Source organism: Cryobacterium psychrotolerans (assembly GCF_900101115.1).
Taxonomy (GTDB): Bacteria; Actinomycetota; Actinomycetes; order Actinomycetales; family Microbacteriaceae; genus Cryobacterium; species Cryobacterium psychrotolerans.
On the sequence record NZ_FNFU01000002.1, the window covers coordinates 56,855 to 77,473 of the forward strand.

The 20,619-nt window shown below is 69.4% G+C and carries 13 protein-coding genes; 5 read left to right on the forward strand and 8 right to left on the reverse strand.

All coding sequences use genetic code 11. From position 1 onward, the window contains the following. Window positions 1–473 precede the first annotated feature (473 nt). Both BLQ39_RS01860 and BLQ39_RS01865 read left to right on the forward strand, forming a co-directional pair. A complete protein-coding gene (locus BLQ39_RS01860) occupies window positions 474–1,415 on the forward strand; it encodes an ABC transporter ATP-binding protein (protein ID WP_092321394.1) in 942 nt (313 codons plus the stop codon). Beyond that, window positions 1,412–3,073: an ABC transporter permease gene (locus BLQ39_RS01865; protein WP_092321395.1), complete on the forward strand. Its 1,662-nt coding sequence runs from the start codon at window positions 1,412–1,414 to the stop codon at window positions 3,071–3,073. The genes BLQ39_RS01860 and BLQ39_RS01865 overlap by 4 nt, the downstream gene beginning before the upstream one ends. 23 nt (window positions 3,074–3,096) lie before the next feature. Here the strand turns inward: BLQ39_RS01865 and BLQ39_RS01870 are convergent, their stop codons facing one another. From BLQ39_RS01870 to BLQ39_RS01890, 5 genes are all read right to left on the reverse strand, one after another. Next, on the reverse strand, window positions 3,097–3,636 hold the full coding sequence (locus BLQ39_RS01870) for a flavodoxin domain-containing protein (RefSeq protein WP_092321396.1): 540 nt from the start codon (window positions 3,634–3,636) through the stop codon (window positions 3,097–3,099). 84 nt (window positions 3,637–3,720) lie between these two features. Continuing rightward, window positions 3,721–5,106 (reverse strand): adenylate/guanylate cyclase domain-containing protein, encoded by a 1,386-nt coding sequence (locus BLQ39_RS01875; RefSeq protein ID WP_092321397.1) that lies wholly within the window; start codon window positions 5,104–5,106, stop codon window positions 3,721–3,723. Further along, window positions 5,103–6,836: an NAD(P)/FAD-dependent oxidoreductase gene (locus BLQ39_RS01880; RefSeq protein ID WP_166784345.1), complete on the reverse strand. Its 1,734-nt coding sequence runs from the start codon at window positions 6,834–6,836 to the stop codon at window positions 5,103–5,105. The genes BLQ39_RS01875 and BLQ39_RS01880 overlap by 4 nt, the downstream gene beginning before the upstream one ends. A 135-nt stretch (window positions 6,837–6,971) precedes the next feature. After that, a complete protein-coding gene (locus BLQ39_RS01885; RefSeq protein ID WP_166784344.1) occupies window positions 6,972–8,453 on the reverse strand; it encodes a maltokinase N-terminal cap-like domain-containing protein in 1,482 nt (493 codons plus the stop codon). Window positions 8,454–8,482: 29 nt separating this feature from the next. Further along, a complete protein-coding gene (locus tag BLQ39_RS01890; RefSeq protein WP_135109219.1) occupies window positions 8,483–9,322 on the reverse strand; it encodes a TIGR00645 family protein in 840 nt (279 codons plus the stop codon). 201 nt (window positions 9,323–9,523) lie between these two features. Between BLQ39_RS01890 and BLQ39_RS01895 the strand changes: the two genes are divergently transcribed. Continuing rightward, on the forward strand, window positions 9,524–11,851 hold the full coding sequence (locus BLQ39_RS01895) for a transglycosylase domain-containing protein (protein WP_166784343.1): 2,328 nt from the start codon (window positions 9,524–9,526) through the stop codon (window positions 11,849–11,851). A 10-nt stretch (window positions 11,852–11,861) separates the two neighbouring features. Here BLQ39_RS01895 and BLQ39_RS01900 read toward each other — a convergent pair whose 3' ends face one another. After that, window positions 11,862–15,245, reverse strand: a complete 3,384-nt coding sequence (locus BLQ39_RS01900; protein WP_241982768.1) for a DNA polymerase III subunit alpha — start codon at window positions 15,243–15,245, stop codon at window positions 11,862–11,864. Continuing rightward, window positions 15,242–15,559, reverse strand: coding sequence for a hypothetical protein (locus BLQ39_RS01905; protein WP_092321401.1), 318 nt, complete (start codon window positions 15,557–15,559; stop codon window positions 15,242–15,244). Before BLQ39_RS01905 ends, BLQ39_RS01900 begins: the two co-directional genes overlap by 4 nt. A gap of 549 nt (window positions 15,560–16,108) precedes the next feature. Here BLQ39_RS01905 and moaA point away from each other — a divergent pair. After that, window positions 16,109–17,218: a GTP 3',8-cyclase MoaA gene (moaA, locus tag BLQ39_RS01910; protein WP_092321402.1), complete on the forward strand. Its 1,110-nt coding sequence runs from the start codon at window positions 16,109–16,111 to the stop codon at window positions 17,216–17,218. A 6-nt stretch (window positions 17,219–17,224) separates the two neighbouring features. Then, the gene (gene fdhD, locus BLQ39_RS01915; RefSeq protein WP_092321403.1) at window positions 17,225–18,085 is read left to right on the forward strand and encodes a formate dehydrogenase accessory sulfurtransferase FdhD; all 861 of its coding nucleotides are present in this window, start codon (window positions 17,225–17,227) and stop codon (window positions 18,083–18,085) included. 156 nt (window positions 18,086–18,241) lie between these two features. Here the strand turns inward: fdhD and BLQ39_RS01920 are convergent, their stop codons facing one another. Continuing rightward, entirely contained in the window at window positions 18,242–20,554 is a 2,313-nt protein-coding gene (locus BLQ39_RS01920) for an FdhF/YdeP family oxidoreductase (RefSeq protein WP_092321404.1), read from the reverse strand. Between the last annotated feature and the right edge of the window lie 65 nt (window positions 20,555–20,619).

Consider the following 20,619-nt stretch of genomic DNA (forward strand, 5'->3'; position numbering starts at 1 on the left):
GTTCGGGTACGACGCAACGCAAGGCTAGCCGGATGTGCGGAAGGCGCGCACCCCCAAACAGGGGGCAAAATATTGAGCCCGATTGGCACCTTGACAGGCCCCTGCATGGGGGTCAATGTGGTCACTACGTGAAGTCCCTCATTCGCCTCGTGCGCTGCGCGTGACGAGAGATCGGGACGGTGTGCCGGGATCCATGGGTGTGCAATCCATGCGTGTGTGATCCAGGCGTGTGTGATCCACATGTGGGAGATCCGTGCTGAGCCCCAGGCATCCTGCTGAGGCTCAGGCCGGGAGGCATGAGGAGAGCCCCGGGTCACACATAGTCGATTCTCATCTCCTTTGCCGCCGGGGCTCTCGATATCATTTTAATCCCGACTGTCGGTCTTCGCTAGGCCCGCGGAACCAGACCTATCGACCCCCCGGCGCCGGGTTTAACATCGGGCACACAGGGGTCAGCGCAGAGGAGTGGTGCCGTGCTTGCGGTCAAGGTCGACGGTCTTCGGAAGCAGTATGGCGGGGTGACGGTGGTCGATGACTTGTCGTTCACGATCGAACAGGGCGAGATCTTCGCTCTTCTCGGTCCGAACGGTGCCGGCAAGACCACAGCCGTGGAAATCATGGAGGGACACCGCCGCCCCGACGGCGGCACCGTTCGGGTGCTGGGCTTCGATCCGCAGACCGGCGGGCGGGACTTCCGGGAACGGATCGGAATCGTGCTCCAGGAGGCGGGATTCGACGAGGATTTCACGGTGCGCGAGCTCGTGAGCCTGTACCGAGGCATGTATCCCCGGCGCCTGGGAGTGGAGACGGTGATCGCACAGGTCGGCTTGACCGACAAGCAGAACGCGCGCGTCAAGACGCTTTCCGGTGGGCAGCGCCGACGACTGGATCTCGCCCTGGGACTCGTGGGCGACCCGGAGATGCTGTTCCTGGACGAACCGACGACCGGCTTCGATCCGTCGGCTCGTCGACGTGCCTGGGGCCTCGTCGAAGGGCTGCGCGACCTGGGCAAGACGGTGTTGCTGACCACGCACTACCTGGACGAGGCCGAACACCTCGCCGACCGAGTTGCCGTGATCGTTCACGGACGGCTGGTGGCGCTGGGCACGCCCGACGAACTCGCCGCCGAGCATCACGCCGCCGTGGTCTCCTTCCGACTGCCGGATGACGTGGGCATCGGGGAACTCCCGCCGCTGGGGGCGGCCCCCGCCGCGGATGGCGCAGGATGGGCCATGGAAACAAACCGTCCGGCCTTCGTGCTCCATACCCTGACGGGGTGGGCCCTGGACCGCGGGGTGGAACTGCCCGCGCTGAGCGTGCGCCGCCCGTCTCTTGAGGACGCCTACCTGGCGCTGATCTGGGGCGAGGGCACCGGGGAGGACGTCTCAGCACCGGCTTCGTCGCGGCAGCCATGACCGGGCGGCCGGCCGCGACGGCCCAGGCGATCCAGGCGGGGCGTCCGGCCGCGACTCGACTGGCCCTGGACCAGATCGGTTATGCGGTCAGGGCTCTCTGGCGAACCAGGATGGTTCTCATCTTCACGTTCGCGATGCCCATCGTGTGGCTTGTGGTCATCGGCATCGTGGCCGGGAATGAGACCGTCGACGCGGTATCCGGCGTTCGCGTGATGCAGTTCGCCACGCCGGTTGCGGTGGCGATGGGCACGTTTTTCGCCACCTTTCCCACCCTGGCGACCTCGCTGTCCGAGGCCAGGGAGGGCGGCGTGCTCAAGCGCCTGCGCGGAACACCGCTGCCCGCCTGGGCCTACCTGGTCGGGCAGATCGGCGCCGCCCTCATCTTCGCCTTGGCCTCCCTCGCGGTCACCCTGACGGTCGCCGTCGTCGCCTACGGCGTGGAGGTGCGGGCGGAGACCGCACCGGCCCTGCTGGTGACCCTCCTGGTGGGCCTCGCGTCCTTCTCCGCGCTCGGCCTGGCCGTCGCCACCGTGTCCGCCACGGCCGCCATGGCACAAGCGATCGCTATCGGCGCATCCATCGTGCTGGCCTTCATCTCCGGCATGTTCGTCATCGGCGGCGAGCTTCCCGACTGGCTGTCCCGCGTCGCCTCAGCCTTCCCGCTCAAGCCCTACACGGATGCCTTGAAGGCACAGTTCGACCCGTTCGAGGACGGCTTCGGCTGGGACCTGGGCGCGTTGGCGATCATCGCGGGCTGGGGGGTTGCCGGCACCCTCGTCGCAGCGTGGGCGTTTCGCCGGCAGCCGGGCGCCGTGCGCACGCGCGAACCGGGCGCCGCCCGAACCGTGCCGACCGGGCGTGGGAACGCCGGCGACAGCAGCCCGCCCCGCACGGTCCGGCGACCTTCGGCGTCGCGGCTGGTCTTCGACCAGGCGCGTGCAGCGAACCGGGCAACCTGGCGCGATCCGGGATCCCTCCTCTTCGTCGTCATCCCGGTCGGGCTCTACGCGCTGCTCCTGACGATGCAGGGCAACGTGGTGCTGCCGGGCGGGATGCCGTTCGCCACCTTCTTCGCCGCCAGCATGATCACCTGGGGGGCCGGCACGGCCGTGTTCATGAACCTGCCAGAGGCGGTCGCCCGCGCGCGCGACCGGGGCGGGCTCAAGCGCCTGCGCGGCACGCCGCTGTCGGCGAGCCAGTACCTCGTCGGGGTCACCGCCGCTGGGCTGGCCCTGACCTTCCTGATCGCCGTGCTCGTCGCGGCCACCGGGTACGTCTTCTTCGGACTGCGGATCCCGGCGGCGGGCCTGGCTCTCGGGGCGCTGGTCATCCTGATCGGGACGCTCACACTGGCCGCCTGCGGATTCCTGCTGGCGGCACTGGTGCCCAACGCTCGCGCCGTCGGGGCGGTGGGACTGATGTTCCTGTTCGTGCTCTCCTTCGCCTCCGACGTGTTCATCGGCGGCGGGGGACCGGACTGGCTCGGCACCTTCGGCTCGCTGTTCCCGCTCAAGCACCTCCAGAACGCCCTGGCCGACGCCTGGGATCCGGGCGGACCGGTGCTGGACTGGGTCCACTACGCGGTGCTCCTCGCCTGGGCGGCCGGCGCCGCTGCGCTGGCGGTGCGATTCTTCCGCTGGGAGCCGCGCCGGGGATGAGCGGTGGGCCAGGCCCCGGTGGGCTAAGTCCCGGTCGGTGCAGACGCCAGGTCCCGGGCGATGCCTGCCGCCCACGCGTCGATCGCCGGCCAGTCCCGGAAGTCTCCGTCTGGAAGGATCTTCTCGACCGCCGGAATCTTGCTGACCAGGCGGTCGCGCCCCCGGAGCTTCGAGAGGTCCATCGCGCCAGAGAACACCTGCACGTTGCGGGGCTCGATGCTCTCCGCGAATTCCGCGAACTGCTTCGGTTGTGACTCCACGAGCATGTCCCGGCCCTCGGAATCCGTATGATCCGTGCCGAGCGGGCCGCTGCTGAACAGCCACACCGCGCGGGCGGCGAGCAGGTCGCGGTGTCGCCGCACGAACCTGGTCGCGTCCTTGCGCCACGAGCCCATGTAGGCCGCCGCGCCGATCACGAAGGCATCGTAGGCGCCGGGGTCGCCCACGGTCGCCAGCGGACGCGCATCCGCTTCCAGGCCGGCCGCCCGCAGCGTGGCCGCGATTCGTTCGGCGATGCCCTCGGTGGCGCCGTATTTGCTCGAGTACCCGACGAGTACCGTCATGGGGGCTCCTCCCTGTCTCTTCGCGACAGTACACTCGGTCCCCGTCCGAGCATCAGTCAGGTGTCATCAGTCAGGGGTCATGAGTCAGGTGTCCTGCTCGGCGTAGAGCGCCACGAGCAGGTGCACGTCGACGGGTTCCGTGCGCCCCTTCACCGGGATCCGTCCGAGCGGGGTCGTTTCGGCGCCGGACAGGCCGGCCAGGGTTTCGCTGCTCACCACGGCGCCGCCGACCGGGGCGAGCGCCTCGAGCCGGGAGGCCACGTTCACGACGTCGCCGATCGCCGTGTAGGTGCGTCCGCCTGCGGCTCCGACGACGCCCACTGTCGCAACCCCCGTGTTGACCCCCGCACGGAACCGAGGCCAGCCCGGGTGCGCCTCCGCGACGGCCGAGGCCGCGGCCTGCAGGGCCAGCGCCGCGCCGGATGCCCGCTGGGCGTGGTCGGGCTGGTCCCCGTGGGTGTTGAACGTCACCATGATCGCGTCGCCGATGATCCGGTCGATCTGGCCGCCGAACCGATCCACGATCGGCGGGATCGCCACGGTGAAGTACTGGTTGAGCATCTCGGTGACCTGCGCCGGCGAGTGCTTCTCAGAGAACGTCGTGAAGCCCTGCAGGTCGGCGAAGACTACCGATATGGGTCGTTCGGAGGAGGCTGTCTCTGCGCGGTACAGTCCGGCCCACCGTTCCTCGCGCCAGGACCGCTGCGCGGCGATGGCGATCACGACGAAGGCGGCCAGCATGAGCAGGTGCCATTCCCACCAGGACGCATGCCAGTTCCGGCCCCAGACGATGGCGATCTCCGCCTCGGCCAGCAGCGTGAACGCCGCAGCCATGGCCAGGGGAAGTGTTGATCCCGCGGAACGGGGCAGGCGCAGGTACTTGTAGACCGCAGTGGCGTACAGGGCGAAGCCCGCCACGGCAAGCCAGACCAGCGGACCGGATGCACTCTCGGCCACGGCCTGGCCTTGCGGACCGACGCCGGCCAGCGAGGCGACGCCCCAGGCAAGCATCAGGGCCACGAGCCCCCAGAGCAGCCAGGGACCCCGCCGCACGATGGCGAGGGCGCGATCATCGCCGAGGCGCAGGCTCGATGCGGCGGCGAACCCGGCCGCGACGAGCAGGCTGACGGGCGTCGCGAGCACGAAACCGGGGTTGGGCGCGTCGAGAAGCACCCTGGGTGTGGCGAGGGCGTGCAAGGCGAGGAAGCCCGCGGCGGCGAGGAACGCGAGCGACACGAGCAGCAGCCTGGCATCACCGCGCAGCCGGGCCGCGGATCCGGTCGCGTAGGCCAGCGCCGCGTTGATTCCGCCGATCCCCAGGACGAGCCAGAAGTGTGCCGGGTGGTGCTCCCAGGTGCCGTCCAGGTCGGGCCGGAAGACGAGCAGGGCGAGCCCGCCCAGGGGCGCGAGCAGGAGGGCCGCTGTTGGGACGGCCCGTGCCAGGGGCAGGCCGCCCGTGCCGCGGCTCATGTGTGTCGTGGGTCGCCGGCGCCGGCGCGCGCCAGGTACTCGTGCACGGAGGACACGACAACCGAACCTTCGCCGACCGCGGACGCCACCCGTTTGACCGAGCCGCGGCGAACATCCCCGACCGCGAACACGCCCGGCAGCGAGGACTCCAGGGCGCCGGGCTCCCGTTCGTGCGGCCAGGCCCGGCGGCCGCCTTCGGCCAGGACGTCGGCGCCGGTGAGGATGTACCCCCAGCGGTCGCGGACGACGCTCTCCGGCAGCCATTCCGTGTGCGGCGCGGCCCCGATCAGCACGAAGAGGGCGTCGCTGGGCACGACGCGGTCGACGCCGGTCGCGCGGTCGCGCAGCACCAGGTGATCGAGGCGACCGGACGGGCCGCCGCCGACGACCTCCACATGCGTCTCCACCCGGACGCCGGCGGCCTCCATCTGGTCGATGAGGTACCGGGACATGCTCTCGGCAAGGGTCAGGCCCCGCACGAGCAGGGTGACCGACCTGGCATAGCGCGCCAGGTGCAGCGCGGCCTGGCCGGCGGAGTTGCCTCCGCCGACGACGTGTACGGCCTTCCCGGCCTGCGCCCGGGCCTCGACCGCCGACGCCCCGTAGAACACAGAGACGCCGACGTGCTCGGCCAGCTCGGGCACCGCCAGCCGGCGGTACGACACCCCGGCGGCGATCACGACCGACCGCGCGCGAAGAACCTCCCCTGGTGCGACGGTGATCCGGAATGCGACGTCGTCGGCCTGGAGGCCGACGACGTCGCGCGAGTGGGCGAAGCCGGCGCCGAAGACCCACGCCTGCTGGTAGGCACGCGCGGCCAGCTCCGAGCCCGAGATGCCGCGGGCAAAGCCGAGGTAGTTGCGAATGAGCGAGCTGGAACCGGCCTGGCCGCCGATCGATTCGCGTTCAGTCACGAAGGTCCGGAGTCCCTCGGATGCCGCGTAGACGGCCGCCGCCAGTCCGGCCGGCCCGGCGCCGACAATCGCGACGTCGACCTCGGCGGCCTCCGGCAGCTCGGTGGTCAGCCCGTAAGCCTGCGCCAATTCCGCGTAGCTCGGGTCGCTCAGGATCCGACCGCCCCGCACCCACACCAGGGGGACTCCGGCGTACTCCGCTCCGGATTCGGCCAGCATCCTCCTGCCGTCGTCGGAGTCGGGGGCAGCGTAGGCGTGTGGGACGCCTCCGCGGGCGAGGACGCTGCGCAGATCATGGACTCGCGGTTGCGCGTCGTCGCCGATCACGGTGACCTCGCGGGGCCGCAGGCCGATCGCCCGCTCCCACTCGAGGAGGAACTCGGTGACGGTGCGGTGGAAGTATTCGTCCGGCGATTGCCACGGCCTGATCACGTAGTAGTCGATCTGGCCCGTCGCCATGAGCTGGAGGACACTCTCCGCCGTTTCCCGATCCGCCCAGGCGCCCCAATTGATCAGGAGCCCGCGCCGGATGTCCGGGAACAGGCGTCGCGCCTCGGCGAAAACCGTCTCGCCGCCGGGCAGGAGCCTCGGGTCGTCCGCCAGCAGCAGCGCCACCTGTTCGCCGCGGTTGGCGGCCTCGCGCAAGGCCTCGCCGTCCCGGGCGGCGGTGCCAGACTCCGTAATCCCGTAGTCGGCTGAGTAGCGGCGTTCCAGCTCGCCACGCACGCTGGCCCTGGCGCCGGCCTCCCCGATGGACAACAGGATGACGGGCCGCTGCGGTGACCCGCGCTTCGGCGACCCGGTGACCGCAACCATTTCCGCTCCTCCACCCCGGGCTGACACCCCTGGCTGAGCCGACCGGACAGGCCGGCGGAGCCGAGTGTACTCTCGGCCAGTCGCCCCGGCCATCGGGTCGGAGTCGGCGGCCGGGGCCCGCGGCAGTGGCGAGGCTCAGCGGGCGGCGCCGCCAGCCGCCTCGAGGAGGCTCCTGACCGCGGCCAGGGGGATCGGCAGCCACGCGGGCCGGTTGCGGGTCTCGTACACCGTCTCGTAGACGGCCTTGTCCAGCTCGAATGCGTCGAGGAGGGCAGCGTCGCCCCGCGCGTCCCGCCCGGAGCGTGCCGCGTAGCCATCGAGGAACGCCCGGCGGCAGGCCGTGGCCCACTCCGCTGCCCGGGCAGGATCGCGTTCCGGGTGGGCCATGATGATGGTGCCCGCCGCGTAGGAGAACGACCGGAGCATGCCCGCGACATCGCGCAGGGCGACATCCGGCTGGTCGCGTTCGTGCATGGGCCGCAGGGGCTCACCCTCGAAGTCCACCAGGACCCAGCCTCGCCCCGGGGCGTGCAGGACCTGGCCGAGGTGGTAGTCGCCGTGGATGCGCTGAAGCCTGGGCCAGGGAGCCGACCGCACCCGGCCGAAGACGGCCTCGATCGCCGAGCCGTGGGCGGCGAGGGCGGGCACCTCCTGGGCGGCCGCGCGCAGGCGCTCGCGCATGCCCTCCAACACGCCCTGGATGAACTCGGGCGTGGCCTCGCGGGTCGGCATGGCGCGCGCGAGGTCGGCATGCACGGAGGCGGTGGCCTCGCCGAGCGTGCGTGCCGCGGCGCTGAAATCTTCGCCGGCCTCGGCGGCGCCGAGCGCCACCCGCCAGGCGTCCTCCACACCCGGCAGGAACTCCTGGGCGAATGCCAGGTGGCCACGAGCGCGCCCCCCAGGCTGCCCGGGGTCGTCCCACTCACCCACCACACAGCCGAGCGGGGCCGGCACGAACCGGGAACCGGCCTCGGCCAGGGCGGGCTGCAGGACGACATCGGGATTCTCGCCGTGGTGGACGGCCCGGAACACCTTGCAGATGATCGGACGGGAGGGGTTCCCGTGAGCATCGGCGGTGTCGACGATGATCGAGGTGTTGGACTGTTCACCGCTGACCACCCGGCTGGCCACGACGGTCGCCGCGTGCGCGTGCGAGTGCGCATCCGCCGCGCCCGCCGGCAGCGTCTCGCCATGGGCGGACGCGTCGTGATCCCGGGCGGCTGGGGAGGATGCCCGGCCCAGGATGAAGCTCATCAGCGCCGGTGCATACGCCGGGTCGTGCGGGGCGTCGTAGACGAATACGTCCCCGGTGCCCCTGCCCACGAGGGCCGCTTGTCCCTGTGCCAGGGGCGATCCGCGCTCGGTGAGCGGCAGCTGGAACAGCGGCAGCTCCGGGCTTGCCGTGTCGAGCACGAGGTGGGTGCGGATGCTCACCCCGGGTTCGGTCGTCGGCAGGGTCCACTCGCCGATGCTCCGCAGGGCGGCGACGCGCCCCGTGCCCCCGTACCAGCGCTGCCGCGAGACCCACAGGTTGACGTACTCCGGGAGAGCGGTGCCGCGGCCGAAAGCGAGGTGCCCCGTCGCCTCTGCGTCCCGGCCGGACCCTCGCTCACCCATATCGGTCACAGTACGCCAGCCCGGCCCGGCTACAGGCGCGCCAGCAGTTCGGACTTCTTGGCCTCGAACTCGTCCTCGGTCACCACTCCGGCGTCGCGGAGCTGCCCGAGCTGGAGCAGGTGGCTCGCGGCCGCAGATCCCAGCGCGGGGTTCGCGTGGTGCGGTGCGTCCAGGGCCAGGCGCGGCGTCGGTCCCGCGGCCAGGACGGGTGAGGCGGCGGACGGTGAGACCGCCGGCGCGTGCCCGGCCGACTGGGACATCCGGTCGATCCAGGCCAGGGCGATGGCGGAGAGGATGAAGACCATGTGGATGATGACCTGCCAGAGCACCCCGTCCCAGGTGTAGGTCTCGCCGGTGACGTTGTCCTGGCCTGCGCTTGGTGTGGCACCCCGGGCTGCCAGGTCGCCGACTTCGATGAACGTCTTGAGCAGGTGGATCGACGAGATGCCGACGATGGCCATCGCGAGCTTGACCTTGAGCACGTTGGCGTTGACGTGGGAAAGCCATTCCGGCTGGTCGGGGTGGCCCTCGATGCGGATCCTGGACACGAACGTTTCGTAGCCGCCGATGATGACCATGATCAGGAGATTCGCGATCATGACGACGTCGATCAGGCCGAGGACCGCGAGCATGATCTTGGCTTCGTCGATCTCGATCCCGTGTGACCCGGGGTTCAGGAGGGATTCCACCACGCCGGAGCCGAGGTGGAACAGTTCGACCATGAACACGACGACGTAGATGATCTGCGCGAGGATCAGGCCGATGTAGAGCGGTGCCTGCAGCCAGCGGCTGAAGAAGATCATGAATCCGACACCCTGCACCCAACGGGATTGCTCACGGAAAAGGCGCGGTTCGGGTGTTTGGGTCACCGTCCGAGTTTAGGCCACGGTCGGATGGGAGCCTGCTGTGACCGGACTCAGCTGGAACGAGGGCTGTCGACCCCCTTGACCGAAGCCGGCGTCCGGATGATGCTGGATTGCCGATGGCGAGTTCGCCGTCGGCCGCTTGCGGGTGGATGAGGCTTCCAGCTTGGGGGTAATCGGGTGATGTCCAGACGGTCACGGAATTCGATGTTCGATGAGCACCGAACGCCCGGTGGCGTGCTCGGCGGATTCATCGGGCTCGTGATCGTGAGCGCCATGGCGGGGGTGCTCGTCACCGCGGGCATCGCCCCGGTCCTGGCAGTGACGGGGATGGCCGCGACGAACACGATCACCGTGTTCGAAAACCTGCCCGACTACGTGGCCATCGACCAGCTCGCCCAGAAAAGCAACATCTACGCCACCGAGGCCAACGGGACGAAGGTGCTCCTCGCGTCGTTCTACGACCAGAACCGGGTCGAGGTTCCGTTCGATTCGATGAGCCAGTACGTGAAGGATGCGGCCGTCGCAGGCGAAGATCCTCGCTTCTTCGAGCACAGCGGAGTCGACCTCCAGGGCACTGTGCGAGCGACCGTGAAGACCGCCGCCGGCGGTCAGACCCAGGGCGGGTCATCCATCACCCAGCAGTATGTGAAGAACGTCCTGGTGCAGAAATGCGAGGCCATTGCCGATGCCAGGAAACACGACGCCTGCTATTTCGCCGCGACCGAGACGACTCCGGAACGCAAACTCAAGGAGATGCGACTCGCGATCGGCGTCGAGAAACGGTACTCCAAGAACGAGATCCTTCGGCAGTACCTCAACATCACCGGCTTCGGCGGAACGGTGTACGGCATCGAGGCGGCCGCAAACTACTACTACGGCACGACGGCGGCGAAGGTGACCCTGCCGCAGGCCGCGAGCCTGGTGGCGATCGTGAACAACCCGGTCAAGTTCCAGCTCGACTACCCGACCGGCGCAAGCAACGGAACGGCGAACGGGTATGCGGCCAATCGGGAACGCCGCGACTACATCCTCACGGAGATGTACAAGCAGGACAAGATCACGAGGGCGGCCTACACGGAGGCGGTCGCCACGCCGGTCGAGCCGAAGATCACGGAGCCGAGCACCGGCTGCCAGAGCGCCGGTTCCAGCGCCTACTTCTGCGACTACGTCACGAAGAAGCTGCTGAACGATCCCGTTTTCGGCGAGGATGCGGAAGAGCGCAGGCTCAAATTCCGCCGCGGCGGCTACAACGTCTTCTCGACCCTCGACCTGGACCTGCAGCGAGCCGCGATCACCGCGATGAACAAGAACATCCCGAAGGTCTTCGCGCGGGGCGACGTCGGGGGAGTCATCTCCAGCGTGCAGGTCGGCACGGGCCGCGTGCTCGCGATGGTGCAGAACAAGGACTACAGCCAGGATCCGGCCGTGCAGGCGAAGGGCCGCAACTACACCGGCATCAACTACAACACGGACTACACCGAAGGCGGCTCGAGCGGGTTCCAGCCGGGGTCCACCTACAAGGTCTTCACGCTCGCCGAGTGGCTCAAGGAGGGGCACACCCTCAACGAACGGTCCGACACCCGCCGCAAGTCGAACTGGGGAACGTTCCGGGACAGCTGCCTCGGGCCGCAGAACTACGACTCCCAGGGGTTCAACCCGCGAAACGACCAGAACGAGTCCGGGTCGAACTACTCCGCGCTGCAGGCGACGATCGGCTCCATCAACACCGGCTTCATCGGGATGGCGAAGAAGCTCGACCTCTGCGGCATCCGCAAGACGGCCGAGTCGTTCGGGGTGCACCGCGCCAACGGGAAGCCGCTCGATCAGGGCGCCAGCTCGGTGATTGGGACGAACGAGATCGCGCCGCTGACGATGGCCGTAGCCTTCGCCGGGATCGCCAACAGGGGCACCACCTGCTCACCGGTCGCTATTGACCGCGTCGTCGGGGTCGACGGCACCGAAATTCCGGTGCCGAAGACCACCTGTAAGCGCTCCCTGGACCCGAAGCTGATCGCCGGCATGACCTACGCCATGCAGCGGGTGATGACGAACGGCACCGCGCAGCAGTCCTACGCCGACACGTCCCCCCGGGTGCCGATGATCGGCAAGACGGGAACCACTGACGGTGCGAAAGACACCTGGATGAGCGGGGCAACCACCAAGGTCGCCACGGTCGTCGGGGTCGTTGCCGTCACCGGCACCCTCAACCAGCGGCAATTCTCCTTCGATAGCGGCTACGCCGCCACCGCCCGCCACCGGATGTGGCCGGCCGTGATGTCGGTCGCGAACGCGAAGTACGGGGGCGGTTCCTTCCCGGAGGCCTCCGGCTCGGTCATCGGCAAGGTGGAGGCGCCGAAGCCGAAACCGACCCCGAAGCCGGCGATCCCGAAGCCGGCGGCGCCGAAACCGGATGCGACGCCGTCCAAGCCGAAGCCGGAGGCGCCGCCCGCCGAGCCGGAGCCCGCCACACCGCCGGTCGAGAAGCCGAAGCCCGACCAGAATGGGCGGGGGAAGAACCCGAAGGGCGGGTAGGCGACTCGGCTCACGCGCGCCGCGTCGCCGGCCACAGGTGGTGCACGTTGTGGTGCGGCTCCGCTGTGCGCAGGGCGCCCGCGGTCTCCGCGGCCTGTGCCGCATCGGCTTTCGCGGTCGCCAGCCGATCCGCCGCCTGGCGCTGGGCGACCTGACGGGCCACCTCGAACAGGTCCCAGAGGTTCTCACCGGTGACGGAAACGCCCTTCGCGCCGGACCGGCGGGTGCGGCCGCGAACGAGCATGTAGTTCGTCGAGAACACCTGCCCGCCGACGCGTTCCTGGGCGTCGTGGAAGAAGACCACGTTGGAGACCGGGCCGGTGCCGTCGTCGAGGCTGACGAAGACGACCCGTCGTCCGCCCCGCATCGGCGGCGTATTGGTGGCGCGTCGGACTCCGGCGATGAGCACCTCGGTGCCGCCGGGCAGCGACCCGAGCGCCGACGCCGGGGTCACGCCGAGCTCGGCGAAGAGGGAATGGAAGCGTTCCATCTGGTGGTGGCCGATGGCCAGGTGGAGGTCTCGCAGTTCCAGGTCGGTCTGCGTGCGGCCCCGCAGGTCGAGTGAGGTGACGGCGCCGAGGTAGTCGGGCACGGGCAGGTCCACATCGAAGGCGAGCTGGTCGTCGTCGATGGCGACGGCGGTGCCCTGCAGCCCCTGGATGTGGGCGAGGAGTTCGTGGCGGCGATCACGGTCGTACCCGATGAAACTGTCGAGCGCACCGACCCGGGCCAGGGCCTCGAACGACCTGCGCCTCGGCCGCACGCGGTCCCGGAAGTCCTGCAGCGAGGTGAAGGGCTGATGCCGGGCGATCCTGGCGCGCTCGGTCTCGCTGCTGCCGGCCAGTTCCGGCAGCGCCAGCCGGATGCCCTGCCGTCCGTCGACGAGTTCTTCCACCCGGTAATCGAGGGCGCTGTGCTGCACGTCGAGCCCCAGCACGGGGACGCCGAGCGTGCGCGCCTCGGCGACGAGCAGGTCCTTGGGCCACATGCCGGGGTCGTGGGTGAGGAGGCCGGCCAGGAACACGGCCGGATGGTGGGTCTTCAACCACGCGGACTGGTAGGTGGGCAGGGCGAATGCGGCGCCGTGGGCCTTGGCGAACCCGAAGCTGCCGAACCCGGCGAGCACCTTCCAGACCCGGCTGATGACCGCGGGCGGGAACCCGCGCTCGAGGGCGCGTTCCCTCAGCCAGGCCTCGATCTCGGGGAGCTGGTCGGGCTTGCCCAGGTGGCGGCGGAAGACATCCGCCTTGCCCAGGCCGCAGCCGGTCAGTTCGTCGAAGAGGCGCATCACCTGCTCGTGGAAGATGACGACACCCTTGGTTTCCCGCAGGATCGCTTCGAACCGGGGGTGCAGGTAATCGGGAGCGACCTCGCCGTGCCGCGCCTGCAGGTAGAGCAGCGGCATGTTGTTCTGCATCGGCCCGGGCCGGAAGAGCGAGATCTCGACGGTGAGGTCGTTGAACACCTCGGGCTGCAGCTTGCCGACCAGCTCCATCTGGCCGGGGGACTCCAGCTGGAAGATCCCGAGCGTGCGGGTGGAGCGGATGAGCTCATAGGTCGCCGGGTCATCCAGCGGCACCCGGTCGAGGTCGATGGTTTCCCCGGTGAGCCGGCGGTGCTCGGCGACGGCGTGGGCCATCGCGGACTGCATGCGCACGCCGAGGATGTCGAGCTTGATCAGGCCCATCGGGTCCATGTCGTGCTTGTCGAACTGGGACATCGGCAGGCCCATCCCGGATGCCTGCACCGGGGTGCGGTCCAGCAGCGAGGCGTCGGACAGGATGACGCCGCAGGGGTGCACCGAGATGTGCCGGGGGAGCCGGTCGAGTTTCGCGGTGAGGTCGACGAGCAGGTCGAGCTGCTGCGACTCGCGCACCTCGGCGGCCAGCGCCTCGAGCTCCGGTTTCTCGTCGAGGGCGCGCCGGAAGTCGCGGGCGTTGAAGCGCCACATCTGTTTCGCGATCGCGGCGACCTGGTCGTCGGGCAGCCCCAGGGCCAGGCCCGCATCGCGCACGGCGCCGCGCCCCCGGTAGGCGTTGGTCATCGACATCAGGCTGACCCGGTCGCTGCCGAAGGTGGCGAAGATGGCCCGGTAGATGTCGTGCCGCCTGGCCGACTCCACGTCCAGGTCGATGTCAGGCAGGGTCTGGCGTTCGGGGGAGAGGAATCGCTCCCAGAGCAGCCCATTGGAAAGGGGTTCCACCGACGAGGTGTGGAGGGCGTAATTGAGCACGGAGCCCACGCCGGAGCCGCGCGCCTGGATGCGCACGCCCATATCCCGGATGAGGTCCGCGACCCGGGCCACGGTGAGGAAGTAGCTGGCGAAGCCGAGGTGTTCGACGGTCTTCATCTCGTGGGCCAGGCGGGCGTGCGCGGCCTCGACCTGGCCGGTTCCGGCGTACCGGGTGTCGATGCCGTGCCGGGCGCGCCGCCACAACTCGGCGACCGGGTCGCCGGTGACGCCGATGACGCTCGCCTCCGGCATGCGCGGCCGGCCGAGGCCGATGTCGGCGACCGGGTCGAGCGCGCACCGTTCCGCGAGCAGTTCGGTGTCCCGGAGCAGACGCTCGAGGGCTCCACCCTCGTGGGTGCCGGCGTCGACCACCATCCGGGCGACCTGCCGCATCAGCGCTGCCGGCTTCAGCCACGCCTGGCCGTTGGACTGCAGCTGCTCCAGCTGGGCGAGCGGGGTGAGCGCGCGGGCGGCGTCGGCGAGGTCGGCCGTGACCGCCTCCTCCGGGGTGCCGTAGCGAACGGCGTTGGTGAGCACGGCCGGCAGTCCTGCGTGTTCGGCGAGGCCGAGCATCCGGGTGGCCGGCGCCACGCTGCCGGGCCGGCCGGAGTCGGCGAGGTGGCAGACCACCTCGAGGGCCAGCGACCCGGGGGGCATCGTCCGAAGCCACGACGCCAGGCGGGCACGGGCCTCGGCGGTGTCGCGGCGGAGCAGGGCGGCGCCCACGTCGGAGTCGGGACCGATGAGCACCGTGAGGGCGCGGAGGCCGGCCAGCTCGGCGAGGCGGGCCCGGTTGATCGACGGTGTCTTGCCGGCCCGGTGGGCGGAGCCGGATTCATGACAAGCAGAGACCGCGCGGCAGAGGGCGGCGTAGCCGCGGCCGGACGTGCTGCCGTGCGCGAGCACCACCACCCGCCCGATGGGCCGGTGCTCGTCGTCATGCACGGCCAGGTCGGCGCCGAGCCCCGGCCGGATGCCCGCCGCCACGCACGCGCGCACGTGCTTGACCGCGCCGTAGAGGCCGTCCCGGTCGGTCACGGCGAGGAATCCGGCGCCCTGCGCCGCGGCCTGCTCGGCGAGGGTCTCCGGGAGCGTCACGCCGTAGTGCGGGGAGTACGCGCTGGCGACGTGGAGGTGCGGGAAGGCCATGCCCGGTGTCATCCCCAGTCGAGAGCCAGCACCCAGGACCCGTCGACATCGTGTCGCAGGTCGTAACGGTGCTGTTCCTCGCCTCCGCGTGACGCATCGAGGCGCCACAGCTCGGTGTCGATGCGGGTGGGCACCCCGTCGTTCTCCCACCAGCTGGTGCGGGAGAAGACCGCCTGGGGCTGCCCGATGACGGTGTGTTCGAATCGATTCCAGATGAACGAGCGCGGATCGCCGTCCGCGGAGAGCTCCACGTCGACCCGCGCGTCGATGATCTGGGGAGATGTGATCTGGGGAGATGTGATCCGTGGAAATGCGACCTGCGACATGGCCCGACCTCTCTGACTGCCTCGTGCAGCCTGCCTCGTGCAGCGTTCATGCACTCGGCTTCGTGCAGCGTTTATGCACTCGCATGAACTCGAACGTATGTTCGATAGTGAAAAGTGTACGCCACACCTCCGACACCCGCTATTCCCGGCGGAGTTTGCACGTCTCCCTTTTCGCGGCGGCTGATCAAGGACCGAACCAGACCCTTGACGCCGCAGTCTTCACCCGGCAAATATTCGCAAATACAGTCCGCTTCGATGTTGGGGGGAATCCGAATCCGCAATCGAAACATTCGTTGGCCAGGTCGCGGCCAACGGGCCGCCGGGATCGCGATTGCTGCGATGGTCTTGACCATTCCCGCACTGACCGCGTGCAGCGAGAGCGGGAACACCCGTCGAACTTCCCGGTGGAAATCGACCCGCCGACTGCGCAGAAGATCCGTCGACTCACACGTATCTGTACGTTGGCGAACGGTGGCTGCGCGCACGAACGGTCACCTGCACCCAACTGGACTGACGCGACCCACCGCGGCGGGGGGTTAGTCTCGAGGTATGACCAGCGTCGACGTCTTCGCCCCGGTACCGGGCGATTCCGCGCACGCCGAATTGTCGGACGCGGAAATGCCGGACACGGTGACGGACACCCACGGTCGCCGTTTGCGCGACCTGCGCATCTCGGTGACCGACCGGTGCAATTTCCGCTGCGTCTACTGCATGCCCAAGGAGATCTTCGGCCGGGACTTCGCCTTCATGGACCGAGACGAGCTGCTCAGCTTCGAGGAGATCACCCGGCTCGCCCGGATCTCCGTCGCCCACGGTGTCGAGAAGATCCGCCTCACCGGGGGAGAGCCGCTCCTGCGCAAGGGGCTCGAGGAACTCGTGGGCTCGCTCGCCGCGCTCCGCACGCCCGACGGGCGCAAGATCGACATCGCCCTGACGACGAACGGTTCCGCGCTCGCGGTGCGGGCACAGGCGCTCGGGGACGCCGGGCTCGACCGGGTGACGGTGTCGCTCGATTCCCTCGACGAAGCCACGTTCCAGGCCATGAACGACGTGAAGTTCCCCGTCGCGAAGGTCCTGGGCGGCATCGACGCGGCGCACGCGGCCGGCCTCGGCCCGATCAAGATCAACATGGTGGTCAAGCGCGGCCAGAACGACCAGGACATCGTCGCAATGGCCCGCCACTTCAAGGGTTCGCCCTACATCCTCCGGTTCATCGAGTTCATGGATGTCGGCACGAGCAACGGCTGGAAGATGGACGAGGTCGTCCCCTCCGCCGAGGTGATCAGCCGGATCACGGCCGAGCTCCCGCTCGAGGCGATCGCGCCCAACTACGACGGCGAGACATCCGCCCGGTGGCGTTACCTCGACGGGAGCGGCGAGATCGGGGTCATCTCCAGCGTCACCCAGTCGTTCTGCCGGTCCTGCTCCCGGGCGCGGGTCTCGACCGACGGCAAGCTGTTCACCTGCCTGTTCGCCACCGAGGGCCACGACCTGCGGGCCCTGATGCGGGCCGGATGCTCGGACGAGGCGCTGACCGAGGTCATGGGCACCATCTGGCGCGAGCGCACGGATCGCTACTCGGACCTGCGGAGCTCGAAAACCCGGGAGCTGCGCACGACCGGCAAGAAGAAGATCGAGATGTCCTACATTGGCGGGTGAGCGGGGTTGAGCCGGATTACCGCCCGCCGCCAGACCATCCGGGTGACCGTCGGCGATTCCGCGGCGTCCCGGGTCACGCGGGAAGATACGCTCGCCGTCGAGGAGCCGCTGGAAATGCGCGTGAACGGCCGCGCCCTCGCGGTGACGATGCGCACCCCGGGCAATGACTTCGACCTCGTCGCAGGGTTCCTGGTCTCGGAGGGCGTCATCACCCGCGGTGAGCACTTCGCGATGGCCCGCTACTGCGCCGGGGCGACGGACGAGGGCGTGAACACCTACAACGTCCTCGAGGTGACCCTGGCGCCCGGGGTCGCCGCGCCCGATCCGAGCGCGGAAAGGTCGTTCCTGACCACGAGTTCCTGCGGGCTCTGCGGCAAGGCCAGCATCGACGCCGTGCGCACCCGGTCGGCCTGGGACATCCGTGATGACTCGATGCGAATCGAACCGGAACTTCTCGTCACCTTCCCGGACACCCTGCGCGCGGCCCAGGCGGTCTTCGACAAGACCGGCGGGCTGCACGCGGCGGCCCTGTTCGACGGGACGACGGGGGAGATGCTCGTGCTCAGGGAGGATGTCGGCCGGCACAACGCGGTCGACAAGGTCATCGGCTGGGCGCTCAAGGAAGACCGGCTGCCGCTGCGCGGCACGGTTCTGATGGTCTCCAGCCGGGCGAGTTTCGAGCTGGCCCAGAAGGCGCTGATGGCCGGCATCCCGGTGCTGGCGGCCGTTTCGGCGCCGTCGTCGCTGGCCGCCGAGTTCGCGGCCGAGGTCGGGATGACGCTCGTCGGGTTCCTGCGCGGCAACTCGATGGTGGTCTACGCCGGCGGAGAGCGCATCGAGCAGGGCGAGCTGAGCCCCGCGAGCTGAGCCATGCGCGCTGAGCTCCGCGAGCTGAGCCATGCGCGCTGACCCGCGACGATGCTGGTTGAGTTGCGGAGAAAGTACCTTCATTTCGCGCGGGAAGGTGCTTTCTCCGCAAGTCAATGCTGCGGGCGTCGCTGTGGGCGGGGTCGGGCGCGCGCCCTAACTCATTTGCGGGGTGTCCTCAGCGCGCGGCACGAAGCGAACGGCCATCGCCTTGTAGCCGGGCGTGTTCGACTCGCGGGCGACGAGTTCGCGGTGCATCAGGGCGTTCGCCTCGGGGAAGTACGCCGCCGCGCAGCCGCGCGGGGTCGGGTAGAACACGAGACGGAAGCTGTCCGCCCGACGTTCCTCGCCCTGGAAGGTGCTGATCACGTCCACGAGGTCGCGGTCCGCGAATCCCATGTCGGCGGCGTCGTCCTTGTTGATCAGGATGACCCGGCGGCCGCCCGAGATGCCGCGGTAGCGGTCATCCAGCCCGTAGAACGTCGTGTTGTACTGGTCGTGGCTGCGCATGGTCTGCAGGATCAGGTGCCCGGGCGGCGGGGTCAGGTATTCCAGCGGGCTGACCGTGAACCGGGCCAGGCCGATGTCGGTGGCGAAGCTGCGCGAGTCTCGCGGCGGGTTGGGCAGCACGAAGCCGTTCTTCGTGCGCAGGCGCCGGTTGAAGTCCTCGAAGCCCGGCAGCACGCGCGAGATGTGGTCGCGGATGACGTCGTAGTCCTCGGCCATCGCCTTCCAGTCGATGCGGTGGTCCTCGCCGAGGGTCGCCGTGGCCATCCGGGCCACGATCACGGGCTCGGCCAGAAGGTGCTCCGACACCGGCTCCAGCCGCCCCTGCGTGGTGCGGACCACGGACATGGAGTCCTCGACCGAGAGCACCTGCCGGCCACCCGGATGCTTGTCGTCGGTGTCCGTGCGGCCGAGCGTCGGCAGGATCAACGAGGTCCGGCCGTGCACCACGTGAGAACGGTTCGGTTTGGTGGACACGTGCACGGTCAGGCCGACGCGCTGCAGCGCGGCCCCCAGCGCCTCGGTGTCCGAGGCAGCGAGGGCGAAGTTGCCGCCCATCGACACGAACACGTCGACGTCGTCGTTCTCGAACGCCTCGACCGTGTCGACGGAATCCAGGCCGTGCGCGCGCGGGGCATCGATCCCGAATTCCTTGTCCAGGGCATCCAGCATCCACTCGTGCGGCTTCTCCCACACGCCCATCGTGCGGTCTCCCTGCACGTTCGAGTGGCCGCGCACCGGGCAGGCGCCTGCGCCGGGCTTGCCGAAGTTGCCCTGCAGCAGCAGCAGGTTGATGATCTCCTTGAGCGTGTTGACCGAGTGCGGTTGCTGGGTCAGTCCCAGCGCCCAGCAGATGATCGTGGCCCTGGATTTCACCATCATTCCGGCGACCGTGGCGATCTGCAGCCGGGACAGGCCGGTCGCCGCTTCGGTTTCGTCCCAGTCGATGGTCTTGCGGGCGGCCCGGTACGCGTCGATGCCGTCGGTGTTGGCGGCGACGAACTCGTGGTCGACGACGGAGCCCGGCACGCGCTCCTCCTCCTCGAGGAGCAGGTGGCCGAGCGCCTGGAACAGGGCCAGGTCGGCGCCGACCTTGATCTGCAGGAACTCGTCGGCGAGGTCGGTGCCCTTGCCGACAAGTCCGGAGGGGGTCTGCGGGTCCCTGAAATTGAACAGCCCGGCCTCCGGCAGCGGGTTCACGGCGACGATCTTGCCGCCGTTGTCCTTGCACTCGGCCAGGGCCGACAGCATCCGGGGGTGGTTCGTGCCCGGGTTCTGGCCGATCACGAAGATCAGTTCGGCCTGGTGGATGTCCTCGAGCGAGACGGTGCCCTTGCCGATGCCGATCGTGGGGTTCAGCGCGGAGCCGGATGACTCGTGGCACATGTTCGAGCAGTCCGGCAGGTTGTTGGTGCCGATGGACCGGGCAAACAGCTGGTACATGAACGCGGACTCGTTGGCGGTGCGGCCCGAGGTGTAGAACACGGTGCGCTCGGGCGTCGTCGCCCTGATCTGCTCGCCGATGAGCTCGAAGGCGTCGTTCCAGGAAATCTGCGAGTAGTGCGTGTCGCCGGGGCGGATGACGACCGGATGCGTGATGCGCCCCTGGTTGCCCAGCCAGTACTCGGTCTTCTCGGACAACTCGGTGATGGAATGCTCCGCCCAGAAGGCCGGGGTCACCGTGCGCAGCGTGCTCTCCTCGGCGACGGCCTTGGCGCCGTTCTCGCAGAACTCCGCGGTCTTGCGGTGGCCCTGCGACTCGGGCCAGGCGCAGCCGGGGCAGTCGGTGCCGTTCCGCTGGTTCAGCCGCAGCAGCGACCGGGCCGTGCGGGCCACGCCGGCCTGGGCGATCCCGCGGTCCAGGGCCACGATCACGGCCTCGAGCCCGGCCGCGGACGTCTTGGGCTTCTTGACGACGAGGTTGTTCTCGTTGATGTCCTCTACCGGGGCTTTATGTGTCATGAACCCCATCCTGCCCCCAGCGGGGCCGGATGCCCAACGCCGCGCCCATCCGGATGTTGCGCTGG